The organism is Methylobacterium sp. Leaf117 (assembly GCF_001422985.1).
Classification (GTDB): domain Bacteria; phylum Pseudomonadota; class Alphaproteobacteria; order Rhizobiales; family Beijerinckiaceae; genus Methylobacterium.
In genome coordinates this window covers 21,507-35,021 of the sequence record NZ_LMNL01000001.1, presented here as the reverse complement: position 1 = coordinate 35,021, position 13,515 = coordinate 21,507, and the positions used below count along the sequence as shown (strand labels likewise).

Annotated in this window: 11 protein-coding genes and 1 tRNA gene; 7 read left to right on the top strand and 5 right to left on the bottom strand. The window is 60.0% G+C overall.

Annotated features, from left to right (window positions below; genetic code table 11):
* Positions 1 to 12: 12 nt before the first annotated feature.
* Positions 13 to 486 carry a TerB family tellurite resistance protein gene (locus ASF57_RS00145; protein WP_056478725.1) on the bottom strand — a complete coding sequence of 158 codons (474 nt, stop codon included), beginning with the start codon at positions 484 to 486 and terminating at the stop codon, positions 13 to 15.
* A 222-nt stretch (positions 487 to 708) separates the two neighbouring features.
* Between ASF57_RS00145 and ASF57_RS00140 the strand changes: the two genes are divergently transcribed.
* Positions 709 to 784: transfer RNA gene (locus ASF57_RS00140), tRNA-Thr, on the top strand.
* 172 nt (positions 785 to 956) lie between these two features.
* Here the strand turns inward: ASF57_RS00140 and dps are convergent.
* The gene (gene dps, locus ASF57_RS00135) at positions 957 to 1,511 is read right to left on the bottom strand and encodes a DNA starvation/stationary phase protection protein Dps (protein WP_056189785.1); all 555 of its coding nucleotides are present in this window, start codon (positions 1,509 to 1,511) and stop codon (positions 957 to 959) included.
* A 562-nt stretch (positions 1,512 to 2,073) separates the two neighbouring features.
* On the opposite strand from dps, the gene ASF57_RS00130 reads away from it, so the two are divergent.
* A complete protein-coding gene (locus tag ASF57_RS00130) occupies positions 2,074 to 3,339 on the top strand; it encodes a glycosyltransferase family 4 protein (RefSeq protein ID WP_244476749.1) in 1,266 nt (421 codons plus the stop codon).
* Entirely contained in the window at positions 3,336 to 4,154 is an 819-nt protein-coding gene (locus tag ASF57_RS24245) for a WecB/TagA/CpsF family glycosyltransferase (protein WP_082503597.1), read from the top strand. The genes ASF57_RS00130 and ASF57_RS24245 overlap by 4 nt, the downstream gene beginning before the upstream one ends.
* 63 nt (positions 4,155 to 4,217) lie before the next feature.
* Here the strand turns inward: ASF57_RS24245 and ASF57_RS00125 are convergent, their stop codons facing one another.
* Both ASF57_RS00125 and ASF57_RS24240 read right to left on the bottom strand, forming a co-directional pair.
* Complete coding sequence (locus ASF57_RS00125) at positions 4,218 to 5,363, bottom strand: glycosyltransferase family 4 protein (RefSeq protein ID WP_056478722.1); 1,146 nt, start codon at positions 5,361 to 5,363, stop codon at positions 4,218 to 4,220.
* A complete protein-coding gene (locus ASF57_RS24240) occupies positions 5,360 to 6,145 on the bottom strand; it encodes a polysaccharide deacetylase family protein (protein ID WP_082503596.1) in 786 nt (261 codons plus the stop codon). Before ASF57_RS24240 ends, ASF57_RS00125 begins: the two co-directional genes overlap by 4 nt.
* Before the next feature lie 197 nt (positions 6,146 to 6,342).
* On the opposite strand from ASF57_RS24240, the gene ASF57_RS00120 reads away from it, so the two are divergent.
* The 4 genes from ASF57_RS00120 to ASF57_RS00105 all read left to right on the top strand — a co-directional run bounded on the left by ASF57_RS00120 (position 6,343) and on the right by ASF57_RS00105 (position 12,524).
* Positions 6,343 to 7,344 carry a GNAT family N-acetyltransferase gene (locus tag ASF57_RS00120; protein ID WP_056478718.1) on the top strand — a complete coding sequence of 334 codons (1,002 nt, stop codon included), beginning with the start codon at positions 6,343 to 6,345 and terminating at the stop codon, positions 7,342 to 7,344.
* A 39-nt stretch (positions 7,345 to 7,383) separates the two neighbouring features.
* Positions 7,384 to 8,691 (top strand): lipopolysaccharide biosynthesis protein, encoded by a 1,308-nt coding sequence (locus ASF57_RS00115; RefSeq protein WP_162241530.1) that lies wholly within the window; start codon positions 7,384 to 7,386, stop codon positions 8,689 to 8,691.
* Between the two features lie 186 nt (positions 8,692 to 8,877).
* Positions 8,878 to 10,257, top strand: coding sequence for a hypothetical protein (locus tag ASF57_RS00110; RefSeq protein ID WP_056478712.1), 1,380 nt, complete (start codon positions 8,878 to 8,880; stop codon positions 10,255 to 10,257).
* A 155-nt stretch (positions 10,258 to 10,412) separates the two neighbouring features.
* On the top strand, positions 10,413 to 12,524 hold the full coding sequence (locus tag ASF57_RS00105) for an exopolysaccharide transport family protein (protein WP_056478709.1): 2,112 nt from the start codon (positions 10,413 to 10,415) through the stop codon (positions 12,522 to 12,524).
* Between the two features lie 19 nt (positions 12,525 to 12,543).
* Here ASF57_RS00105 and ASF57_RS00100 read toward each other — a convergent pair whose 3' ends face one another.
* Positions 12,544 to 13,509, bottom strand: coding sequence for a UDP-glucuronic acid decarboxylase family protein (locus ASF57_RS00100; RefSeq protein WP_056478706.1), 966 nt, complete (start codon positions 13,507 to 13,509; stop codon positions 12,544 to 12,546).
* Positions 13,510 to 13,515: the final 6 nt, after the last annotated feature.

Below are 13,515 nucleotides of genomic sequence, written 5' to 3'. Positions count from 1 at the left end.
GCAGCAACCCAGTCAATTCAGGGCAAGGGGCCCTTCCGCGGCAGCGCGCCGCGTATCGGCTATGGCAGCCTCGTCGAAACCGAGCAGACCGCCCAGGCGGTGCACGAGCGCCTCTTCGAATTCGTGAACAACGCCGTCCGCACCTGCAACGGACCAAGCCATCGCCAGCAGCCGCCCTCTCCGCTCCTTGTCGACGGCGTGGCCGATCATCTCGACCAGTTGCGCCATATCCCGGGTTTCGACGTCGAAATCGGCGGCACGAGCGATCAAGGCCTCGGCTTCGCTCCGGGTCTCGGTGAAACGACCTTCGACAAGGCGGGCAAGCCGTTCCGTCTCTTCCGGAGCCAGGACGCCATCGGCGCGCGCGACGTGAACAAGGAGTGCGATCGCAGCGAGGCGCTCATCGGCCTCACCGCCAGCGTGCGTAGGGTCTTTGAGACCGAGTGTATCGACGGCGTAGGCACGAAGGCGGGCGATCAGGGACATCAGAACCTCAAGCGTCGCTGGAAGCCTTTGGGGGCAGCCGATGAGCCGTCAAGCATCAGCTCAGACGTATCGGACAATGCCCCGTGACCGTGTCAGAGATGCATCGTTTCCCGCCCTTTCACCCTCGCAGCAGGATTCAGAAAGCTTGCCATCGGCAGCGCCGCCCGATATGACCCTCCACCACACGGTTCGGCTTGGCTTCAACGCCCGACGCGGAACCGAGCCGCAATAGCTCAGCTGGTAGAGCACCTCATTCGTAATGAGGGGGTCGGGGGTTCGAATCCCTCTTGCGGCACCACATACCTCATTCGTTTCGAAGTCGTATGTGATACCGAGAGCAGGCATCTGCCCTTACATTCTCAATACATTGGGACTGAATTCCCGGCCTCTTAGACGACCGGAAGCACGACGTGAAAAGGGGAAGCGACAAGCAGCGCTCCCCCGTTTTCGTCTAGGCCGCTCTCGTTGCCTTAGCGCTGGCCAGCGTGATCGCCGTCGCGCATGTTGCCAGTCGGTTCCTGCACGTGGGCCTCGAGGAACCAAAGCTGCTTGTCGACCCCGCGCGAAACTTCGGTCAGGAGATCGGACGTGCCAGCATCACCGGCCTCATCCGTGTCATCGATGTTCTGGCGCACTGCGTTGGCATAAACGCCATAGCGGTCGATGAGCGCTGCAAGATGATCAGCGACGGCATAGGCATCGAGGGGATAGGGCGCGAGCTGCGATCCTGAGGCCACGGATGTGGCGGTGCCACGTGCCGTCCCGCCGAGTTGGGTGATTCGCTCGGCCACTTTGTCATTGTAGTCATCGAGTTCCGTGCGGAAGCCATCGAGCATCTCGTGAATGCCGATGAACTGAGGTCCTTTCAGGTTCCAGTGAGCCTGTTTGACATCAAGGGCTAGATCGATCCCATCTGAGAGACGGGCGTTCAGCACATCGATCGACACCTTCTTCGCGTTGGACTTCGTACCGTTCTGGGTCTCATGGAGACGCTGATTACCGGCTTGGGACTTGGAATCGGCCATTCGGATGGTCCTTCAGTTTCGCAAAGAGCACACGACCAAACTCAGATCCCGAGCGCATGATGCGACGATGCCTGGAATTTGGCCGAACGTGATCACGATTGGGCAGCGATCAGCGCCTCCCGTTCGATCTGTCTGTTATTCAACGACAGGCTCTCGCCCATGTTCCTAACTATGCACAGAGCGCATGGACCATTCCCGCAAGACGGCATCTCTTGCGTTCAGCCAGATGACGCCCGGCGAGCCTTGTCGAACAACGACATAGATATCAGATTGAAAACGCCATCGCGCCCAGTTGTAATCACTAACTTTCGAGATACACGATAGATTTATCGAATTTTAAATGAATTTAAGCTGAAACGCTCAGCGCGGACACTGGGAATCTGTCTGGGATTTGTCAGCATGGGCGAGCCTCCTAGGCGTCTGCTCTGCGCATGTGTAATTCAAATGACCGCGACTGCGTGGCAAAAGGCCGAAAGCAGTGACGTTTCTTTAGAGAATTACCCTCATTCCTTCTCGAGATCCGGTAGCTAGAGCGCCGCCGTCGGAAGCATGGCGTCTTGTGATGACAAAGGCAGCAGTCGATTTCGACCAGTCCGACGAAGGACCTTTCGATCCTATCGCCGAGCCTGGCACCGACACGGGATTACCCAAGTTGCGGATCCTTGTGATTCACAATCGCTATCAGGTTCGCGGCGGTGAAGATTCAGTGGTGGCGCAGGAAGTCGATAGCCTCCGGCGCTCGGGTCAACGCGTAGAGACTTTGTTCTTCGACAACGCTGGCATCCGAACAGGGTGGGACCGTCTCCGAACCGCCTATGAGGCGCCCTACGCCCAGCGTGGGATCGCCACGGTGGTCGACGCGGTCCGAGCGTTCAGGCCGGATGTCGTACACGCCCATAATGTTTTTCCGCAGATATCCCCTGGCGTGCACCAAGCGATACGGGCGGAAGGCGTAGCAACAGTTCAGACGCTTCACAATTTTCGCGTGACCTGTGCGAACGGTATTTTCATGCGCGAGGGGCGCCCGTGCGAAGATTGCATCGATGGCTCTCCGTATCAGGCAGTAAGGCACGCTTGCTACCGAGGGTCTCGTTTGGGTTCGCTTGCGGTAGCGCGAATGATCGACGTGCATCGACGCTCCGGGACGTGGACGCACGACGTCGATCGTTTCATCGCACTCACACCGTTTGCGCGAACGCGCTTCCTCGCAGCCGGTCTTCCGGGCCATCGAATCCGGATCAAACCCAACGGGCTTGCGGACCCAGGCTTCGATAGGGAAGCTCCGCGCAACGGCGTCCTGTTTGTCGGACGTTTGGTTCCAGAGAAGGGTGTCGCTACTCTCGCAGAGGCGGCTCGTGCCTGCCGAATTCCTATCACTCTGATCGGCGAAGGGCCTCTCGAAGGCCGGCTCCGCGATACGCCTGGGGTAACTCTTCTCGGCCCACAGCCCCCTGCTACCGTCCAGGCCATGATGGCACGAGCTGAAGCTCTCGTGGTGCCGTCACAGTGGTACGAAGGTATGCCGATGGTGATCGCCGAAGCGTTCAGCCTCGGCACGCCCGTTGTCGCATCGCGGATCGGAGCGCTCGCCGACCTGATCGTCGATGGGAGCACAGGTTTGCATGTCGAGCCTGGCGATCCTGTGAGCCTCGCTCGCGCACTTAACCAAATCGCCGACGCACCGGTTGCCACGCGGGAGATGGGGCGCGCAGCCCGTCGGGTCTACGAACAGGAATGGACCGCTGACGTCGTCACCGCCCGTGCCCTGCTGATTTATCGCGAAGCGATCGCCAGTCGCGCAAACACCGCCGCTCGAGACGCAGCATGACCGGCCCCATTGCGCGATCCAGTCCGCCATCTTCCTACGCTTGGGGACATGATCCGGATGTTCCTCATTTCAACCTCGGCGGCGTTCCGATCTCCATTACGGATATGAACGGCCTCGTATCCGCCATTCGGCGTCGCTTGGCCCGCAGGTCGGCCGCTCCGGGAACCTTCGTGGTGTTTCGTGATGCACATGGGATCGTCCGGGCACAGGACGAGCCGTCCGTCAAAGCGGCGCACGACGCTGCCCTCCTGGTCTGTGCGGATGGCCGCCCCCTGGCCTGGGTAGGCTGGCTCCGCGGACACAGGGGCATCGATCAAGTCCCAGGAATCGAATCTGTCGAGGTCGTCTGTCGAGCTGGTCTTGAAGCGGGGTGGCGCCACTTCTTCCTCGGAGGAGGTCCCGGGGTCGCCGAGCGTTTGGCCGCTGAGATGCGCGATCGGGCACCGGGGTTAATCATAGCCGGAGCAGAAACTCTTCCGTATCGGCCGCTGACCGAACCGGAATCGCAGGATCTGCATCAACGGCTGTTAAGCGCCGGAACCCAAATCCTCTGGATTGGGCTCAGCACACCGAAACAGGAGCTCTTCCTCCACACCCACACACCCTTCCTTCCGGGGGTTATCGGCATGGGCGTCGGAGCGGCTTTCGACGTCAACACCGGAGCGATCGCACGAGCGCCTCGCATGATGACGCGATGGGGGTTGGAGTGGCTCTATCGCCTGATCCGTGAGCCGCGCCGTCTCAGATCACGCTATGCGCAGGTCGTCCCTCGCTTCCTAGCGATCGTGGCCTTCAATCGTGCAGGACGCGACTAAGGTCTATTCGCCTCGAATGGAGCAGATCCCCCGACCGTGACTGGTCAGCACACGAACCATCGCTCAATCTGGAAAATCGGTCAGCACTTTTCGGTAGGCGTCCGTTGCAGCAGCAAGGGAAAAGCGCTCGAGCGCCGGCGCAGCCAGGTGACGCAGATTTGTGCGTCGCTCTGGATCGTCAAGCAGATCGAGGGCCGCTGCAACCCACCCGTCGACGGTCATCGGGCGAATAACGCCACAGGCATAGGCGTCGAGAAGTTCGCGAGCGCTCCCCGAATGCGGTGAGGCCAGCACGGCCGTTCCACACTGGAGCGCCTCCTGGATGACGACCCCCCAGACATCACCACGGCTCGGGAAGAGGAAGAGCCGCGCCGACGCATAGATTGCATTCAGGCCCTGTTGCTGAACAAAGCCGTCGAAGTGCGCATTCACCCCCGCCTCTGCGAAGCGCGATTGCATTTCGCCACGCAATGGGCCGTCTCCAGCGACTCGGATCCGCAGTTCCCGGCCGCGCGCGTGACAGGCAAGGACGACTTCCGTGAAGAAGCGCGCGCCTTTTACTTCTTCGTTGAGGATCCCGCAAAAAAGGATGTCATACGGTCGATCGCGGTCGGACTGCATTGTGCCCTCAAGACCTTCCGGCTCCCAGGCGGGAAACAGTGGAGCGAGGGCGAGACGCTCGGCAGCCAAACTATAGCCTTCTAGCAACCGCAAACTTCCGTCACTCGCTCCGAGACCGAACCGAGCCTTCGGTACCAGCAGACGGCGCATCGTTCGATGTGACCACGAACGTTGTCCGGGATCGGTATCGGGCACGCCATCGGTGCGCAGACCATAGGGAATGGCGAGCAAGCGGGCCGTCGCAGCGGCCATCAGCATGGTCGGAGCGAAGTCGTTGACGACGATCAAGCTCGGGCGGAGCGTGATGATGCGGGGTACGATGTACGGGTTGATGTAGAGGTTGCTGACCGCGCTCCGATACCAGCGTAAGCCCGGGATCACTTCAAAGTGATAGGCTTTGGGATCGGGCAACTCCCACTGGCGCGCGGCCTCCCGTGCACTGCACGCCAGAACATGGAGCGGCCGGTCCAGTTCCGAGCCCAGACGCTCATAGAGCCGATGCATGTAGGGCGCGCGTGCACCGATAATGATCGCGATAGGGCCGCTGCGATCGCTGTTTCGCAGTCGAATGGCCTGATCAGAATTCATCGAGCGTCACGAGCCCGTCCACCCATCAGGGCGTCGACTTGATAGAGGCCCCAATTCGGCTCTAAGACGTGGCGCGGCATTAGCATGAGATCGTCCGGCCCAAGCGCGACACCACGTCTTGTCGTATAAAACGTCCGATAGCCCGCGCGACGTGCAAGAGTAACATCGCGCGCCGGGTCGAAGTCGACGTTGGCAACACCCCATGGGCAGGCGAAGTGCCGGATGGATACGCCGGTCATCTCCTCCAAGTCCCGACGCGATCGACCGAGTTCATCCGTAACCTCGGTCTCGCTAAGGTGGCGCAGATTTCTGTGCGTCGCAGAATGTGATCCGATGTCGAGACCGGCGGACTGCCACGCAGCGACGGCTGAACGATCCATATAACTCACACCATACCTGTTTGCCTTCGGAGGAGCATCAATCCAATCACTTACAAGGAACAGGATGGCGGGTGTGGAAGAGGCCTTGAGGACTGGGAGAGCTACCGAAAGGTTGTCGAGATAGCCATCATCGAAACTGACGAGAAAGTAGCGACGATCAAGGATGGCGCTACTCTTCACAAGATCGGCCGCCCGATCCGCCGTAACAAAATCGCCGAGTTCGCTTAGGTAGTCCAGCTGTCGAGCAAAAGACCTCTGCTGCTCGGGTAGCACACGGTGATAACAAAGGGTGTAGAGGCCAGGGGACGAGTTAGCGATCGAATAAGTGAGCGCACGTACCCGCAATGCCATCTCGCGCAGAAGCGGCGTGTCGCGGATGAATGTTTTGAGCGCTTTCGCCATGAAGGCATCCTACTACCTCCGTTCAAATTTTTCAGCCAACCGCCGGATCGCCTTAACTCGGATTGCGCATATCGTTAAATTAAGGATCCCTGCTGTCTTTCTTGGAAATCCATTCCCACACGGGAGGCGATATCGATCGTTTCGACGTACGACGTTCCAAACTGACGTTCACAGGCCGGTCGAAGGCATGAAAATCGATGAGTACGACGTTAGCGATCGATGCCTGCCTGGTACCCGAAATTTGGGACGACACCCTCTGGTCATTGCCCAGGTGCAACATCTTTTCGTCGTGGATGTGGGGGGCTTACAAGGCGCGAGTCGGCTGGACCGTAACCCGACTCATAGTGCGTAACACTGAGGGCCTTCCCGTCGCACTGATACAGTATCAAGTGAAGCGACGGGGGTTTCTCCGCTTCATCCTAGTCCAGGGGGGGCCACTCCTGACGGAGCAGGGCGAGAAGCATGCTGAGGCAGCGATTAATCTCTTCCTGGACCACCTTGCACTCAGTCGCTTCGATCTGCTTGCCGTCAGCTTCGAACACTTTCAGAGCGACGCCGTTATTCTGGCCCTGCTTCAAAACCGATTCGTACCTGTCCAGTCGGCTAAATATTTTACCCTGGAAATCGATGTGTCAGGGGGTACCGAGACCATTCTGCAGAGAATGGACCAGCGCTGGCGAAAGGCTTTGAAAAAGGCACAACGCAATCCCGACGTGACCACGCATTTCCTGACCGATCCGAATGATCGCCTGTCGGCATTCGACACGTTCTGGACGATGTACAGTGCTCTTCAGGCCAGAAAGGGGTTCCGAGACAGCCTTAACGGTCCAGCTATCCGCGATCTCATCGCGCATGATCCACATCACCGCATGCTTGAAGTCCGAGAAAACGGCGAGCCCGTGCTGATTCGGATCGCCCATGTCTCTGACACACGCTTTACGGACTTCTACACCGCCTCCAACGATCGAGCGCGTGCCTGCGCGGCACCCACGTTGGCCGTGTGGCGCTTCGTCGAGCAAGCTCACGCGGAAGGTCGGCAAACATTCGATTTCGGTGGGATAGACCCAGCCGATAACCGGGGTGTTTTCGATTTTAAGCATGGATTGACCAAAAAGGTGGCCCTCAGCGGCCCGCGCTGGATCTATGGCCGTACCCCGAGGCTGCGGGACGCTGCCGCTGCGTTCCTTGCCTATCGCTGATCTGCGATTCCGCTTCATACGATGAGCCACGGAGTCCCTGTGATCGAACCAGTGCGCGATAACGAACTGGTCGTCGCTCGGATGAAACGCTTCGTCCGGCGTCCAGCCCTGGCCTCCGTGCTGGATCAGGCTGCCGTCAGCGGCTTCGGTTTCCTCAGCGGTATCGCTGTTGCACGCCTTGTCGGCATCGAGGAATTTGGCCTCTTCGTACTGGTCCTGATCATCACGGCTTTCGCACAGGGGCTGCACAACGCCCTGGTGACGGCACCGATGATGACGCTTGTCGCACGTGGGCGCCGGGCAGCCTCCACATACGAGGCCACCGTCCTAGCCAGCGCCATGCTGGTCTCGCTGGTTGCAGCGACCGGGACAGCGCTGGCGCTCGTCGCCATCTTCGCCCTGCGACACCATCCCGTCGAGTTCGACATCGTCGTCTCGGGCGCGGCCCTGACAGTCGCGCAGAATCTGCAACTCACGGTACGCAGAATCCTGTTCATCCGTGGACGCGGTCTCCTCGCCTTCGCGATGGATAGCGTTCGAGCCTTAGTTTTTTCCTTTGCGATCGTGGCAGTGTGGTGGAGCGGACTCGTCCTCAATGCGGCGTCAGCCACCGCACTCCTGGCGGCAACTGCCCTCATCACTGTGGTTCCCCTTGCTTACGGTATCTGGCGGACACCTCGACGTGGACTGCGCTTTCGGCCTGTCGCTCACCGACATTGGGGGATCGGACGCTGGATGTTCCCTTTGGTCTTCGTCACGTTCGGACAGGAACAACTAGCTTGGATCATCGCCGGTGTCGTGTTGGGTGACGAAGCGATCGGTGGTCTGCGCGCAGCGCAGTACCTCGTCGGCTTCGTCATCATCCTTCTGACTGCAACCGAGAATATCCTGCCGACCGCAGCGGCACGAGCGTTCGAGACTGGCGGCGAGCAAGGCCTGCGCACCTATCTGAAGCGAATGGCGTTGAAGCTCGGTCCAATGGTCGGCCTTCTTCTCGTCACCATCGCGCTCCCAGCCGGGACTTGGCTCACCCTCGTCTTCGGGCCAGCCTTCGCAGCCTATGCTACCAATGTCCGCGTTCTGGCAGTCGCAGTCGCCTGCATTTTCATTCGTGATATGGTAACCCAATACTTTCGGGCGATCGAGGATACTGGGCCGGTCTTTCAAGCGTTTGTGATCAGTCTCATGGTCTCACTCGTGATCATGTACCCGATGATTGTCTATGCCGGGATCACCGGCGCTGCGTTCGTCATCACGATCGGGCACACAATGTCGGCGGCGCACCTCATGCTAATTATGCGACAACGATCGGCAAATCACAGCCGATCAGCGATGCACGCCGCTTAATCGCCAATTGGCAAAAATGCTGGGCGCATCCAATCCGCGTGACCCGACATCGTCGGACTCATTTTACCGGCCTTTACGATAATGTTGAAGTCCCAACACGATTCCGGGGCTATTCACGTCGCTTAAACGCTTCTGGAGGAAAGTGTCGAGATCGGCATCTGCTCGAGCATTGAGGAAGGAACACGTTTGCTGAACCTGTTTCTTGTGCTGGGAATCCCAGTTTGGTTCACGATGCTGTATCCGCTTGCCCGCCGCAACCTCGCGGTGGCGGTACGTCCGCTTGATGCCCGACTTGTCCTGCCAATGGTGCTGGTCTGCACCTTCGCCTTCATGCCCCTCGTTTTCACAGTCCCCCGCGAGGACGGAAACGCAGTGCTGGAGGAAGGGCTAAGCGCTTCGAACATCATCACCCTGGTGCTGACTGGGCTTACCGGACTTTACCTTCTTGGCAAGATCGGTCTCGACCGTCGCATCGCATTGCTACCCTTCGCAATGCCTTACCTTCCCTTTACTCTCATGATCGGCATGGACGGACTGAGCACAGCCTGGTCGATTGTACCACCCTATACACTCTATCGTAGCGTAGAGCTGCTGATCTTTTATCACGCTTCGATTGTAATATTCGATCGGACCGATATCGAATACCGCTTCGCCGATATTTTGGCCATCATCATTCTAGCTTGGATCTCTGCTGTACTGCCGATTATCCTTGAGAGTTTAGCGCACGGAACTATCTTCTCGGCAGCAAAAAATAATATGATGCCATACGTTTGTGCGATGCTGGGCTTCCTGGTCATCTTCCGTCCGCCCCAAAAGCGGCGGGGCGCCTATCTTGGCCTGGCCCTTATTGGCTTCGTCGTCGCCGGGTCGGCGGCCAGCACGGGGGCACTCGTTGCAGTCGGCCCGGCCATGCTGATGTCGTCGCGTCATGTGGTCCTGCGTAACTTCGGTATTGTCGGAGCGCTCATGGCCATTGCCGGTTTCGTCCTTTTGATGCTCGACCTTGCGGCATTCCCGGCTCTCCTCGACCTCCTCGCCACCATCCTGCAGAAGCCGGCTGTCGAATTGGCGAATGGCACTGGACGGTCGACCTTCTGGCCCACCTTCATCGCTGCGACGCAGGATCGGCTCGCAGGTTCGGGATTCTCGGCCGGCGACCGGTTCATCCAACTCCTGATCCCGACTACGACACTTGCTGAAACCTTGGGCCGGGAAGACGTGTTCATCACGAGTTCGCACAACATGTTTCTCAGCGCCTGGGCCGGCACGGGCATGATCGGCCTCGGCTTCTCCTTGGTCGTCCTGTTCACGACGCTGTCCTGGGGCATGAAGCTTGATCTGGGGGGACGCCGCTTCGTCGCATCATGCGTGTTGATGCTGGTGCTGAACGGCATGACAACGCCTGGAATTTTCCAGGACTGGAACGTCAATGTTCTGGCGCTTGCGGGATTGCTCGCCTTCATTCGCGTTCAGCTGCCTCCGGATGGTCGGGCCTACCGGCCGGCACCCATCTCGACCGATCTGCGTCCCGAAGCGGCGGTCGCAAACGCGTGGCGCATTTCGTGAAAGCACTTCAAACACAGGCTGCTTCCGCCGCAACTTGTTCCGAAATCGGCCGGATCGAACAATCAGACCGGGACGCGCGGGGTCTCGGTGTTCCGAAGCAGGATATTATCCAGCAGGTGGCCTGCCCACCGCCGACTGCGTAACGGAAAGCGTCAATGGCTGTCATCGAACGCGCCCCACCCGTAATCCTCAAGCACTTCGGTGCCGATACCGAGGTATCGAGCGCGCCCCTCCCCTGGTTCCTGGACATGAGCGAGGTCGGCCGTATTTTACGCCGCCGCTGGGTCACCGTAATCCTTCCGGTTCTCCTTTTATCGGCTCTCGCGGTTGGATATCTGGCGCTGCCGGCGCAGTACGCGGCAACGACCCAGCTCATCATCGACCCACGTGGCCTCGCTGTTCTGAAAGACGAGGCCAATCCGCAAGGTCAGGCGAACGAATCGACCCTGCTTCTGGTCGATAGTCAGTTGCGCGTGCTTCAGTCGGACGACGTCCTGCGCAGGGTGGTGCTTTCACAGAAGCTTGCCAGCGATCAGGACTTTGTAGAGCCCAGCGCCATCGATCGACTCCGGACGTGGGTCGGGCACCTGGTAGGACGAGCGTCAGAGCCGGAATCCGACCCGACCCTCACAGCCCTGCGAGCCTTGCGCGACCGAATGTCGGCCAGACGCCTTGAACGGAGCTTTGCCGTCGACGTTTCCGTTTCGACCAACGACCGAGAAAAGTCCGCCCGCCTTGCTCAGAGTATTGCGGAGACCTACCTCTCGACGGAAATCAGCAATCGGTCCGAATCGATACGGCGAGCTCGGGAGGGCCTGAACAGCCGTCTCGGAGAACTGCGCGACAGCGTTCAGCAGGCCGAGAATGCTGCACAGGTGTTCCGCAACAAGAACAATCTGGTAGGCACGCGGACCCAACTCGTTAGCGAGCAGCAGCTTGGCCAGTTGAGTGATCAGCTCGGCGCTGCCCGGGCCAAAGCAGCTGAGCAGCAGGCGAAGCTGCGCCAGATCGAAAGCGTGAGCAGCAGCGATCCGGCCAAGCTGGATTCGATCCAGGAGGTTCTCCAGTCGCAGACCATTGGGCAGTTGCGCGGACAACTCGCACAGGTCGAGCGCCAGCGGGCCGATGCGGCGGCGAGCCTCGGCGAGCGGCACCCGGCAATGAACGCATCCGACGTGCAGCTACGTAGCGCCCGCAACCAGCTCGAAGCCGAGGTAAAGCGCATCGCCGCCGCGATTCGTAACGAATATCGAGCGAACATGGCGAATGTAGTCGAACTCTCGCAGGCCCTGGAGAAGCGCAAGGCGGACGCCCTCAACGTCGGCGACAGCTTCATAAAGCTGCGAGAGTTAGAGCGACAGGTCGATGCCCGGCGGGGCGTCTATGAAGCTTTTCTCGTGCGCACCCGTGAGCTGCAAGAGCAGCAGCAGCTCGACACTTCAACTTCACGCATCATTTCTCCGGCTCTTCCGCCGACCCGACGCCAGGGTCCGCCAGCACCCCTCGTCCTCGCGGCCGCCCTGCTTGCAGGCGTGGGGCTTGGCATCGGCGGAAGCCTGACGGTCGAGCAGTTCAGCGGACGCGTCCGGTCCCGGAAGCGCCTTGAGGCGCGGACGCAGCGTCTCGTGATCGGCCTCCTGCCGACGCTTCGCCGCGGCATCGCGAATGGAACGGACCGTCTCAGCGGCGGCCCTTACGAGATAGCGATCACCCGGCTGCGGAACCGTCTTCGCCGCGATCTGCCAGCCAAGCGTCCGCACGTCATCCTGGTGACGTCCGCCGACGATATCGTCGGTCGCTCACGTCTGGCCCTCGACTACGCTGCCTCGGCTGCCCACGAGAACGAGCGGGTGCTTCTCGTCGACGCATCGGCTGACGGTACTGTTACCCGCGAAATTGGTCTGCCGCCGCGTCATGGCGGAACTTCAATGCCAAAGCGCGCAGACCTCTCGGATGTCCTTGTGCGGCACAGCTCGGGCCTCGCCATGATTCCGCAGGACGGCCAGACTGCACGCAGCGAAATGCGTGTCTATGTCGACAGCATCCTGGGCGCTCAGGACTCTTACGACCTCGTCGTGATCCATGCCGGACTGATCGGCTCGGATGCCACAGCGGAGCGGCTCGCGGCTGACCCTCGTGTGACGGCAGTGTTGGTTACCGTCCGGAACGGCGAGAGTCGCTATGCGATCCTGGACAAGGCTCTGGCAGCGATAGGCGGACGTCCATACGTCGGAATGGTCCTCACCGACGCGGAGGCGCTGGACTGATTGGACTGGGGTGCCCTTGTCAGGCGGGCACATTCGCTCCGAGATGGCGGTCGAAGTGGCCGATGGTCCGCATCAAGCCTTCACGCAGGGAGACGGTTGGCTCCCACTCGAGGATGGCCTTGGCCTTATCGATGTTCGGCCGGCGCTGGCGCGGATCGTCGGGCGGCAGCGGGCGCGCAACGATCCGAGAGCGGGAGCCAGTCAATTCAATGACGAGGTCGGCGAGTTCCCGGATCGAAAACTCACCGGGATTCCCGAGGTTGATTGGCCCCGTCACTTCAGGATCGGTTCGCATCAGGCGCAAAAAGCCCTCGATCAGATCGTCGACGTAGCAGAATGCCCGGGTTTGCGAGCCATCGCCGTAGATGGTGATGTCCTCGTTGCGTAGGGCCTGCACGACAAGGTTCGATACCACGCGGCCGTCATTTGGATGCATGCGCGGCCCGTAGGTATTAAAGATGCGTGCGACCTTGATCGAGAGGTTATGCTGGCGGTGATAATCGAAAAACAACGTCTCGGCGCAGCGTTTGCCTTCATCGTAGCAGGACCGATATCCGATCGGATTGACCTTACCCCAATATTCCTCCGGCTGCGGATGGACCTCAGGGTCCCCGTAAACCTCGCTGGTCGACGCCTGAAAGATCTTGATCTTCAGACGTTTGGCGAGACCTAACATGTTGATCGCGCCGATGACGCTGGTCTTGGCCGTCTGGACCGGATCGAATTGGTAGTGCACCGGCGAGGCCGGGCAGGCGAGATTGTAGATCTCGTCGACCTCGACATAGAGCGGAAACGTCACGTCGTGGCGCATGAACTCGAACCGCGGGTGATCGAGCAGGGCAGCGATGTTACGACGTGATCCGGTAAACATATTGTCGACGCAGAGAACTTCGTGACCCTGCTCCAGCAGGCGCTCACAGAGATGGGAGCCCAGGAAACCTGCCCCACCGGTGACCAAAATCGTCTTCGTCTCGCCGTCTCGCATGCCTGA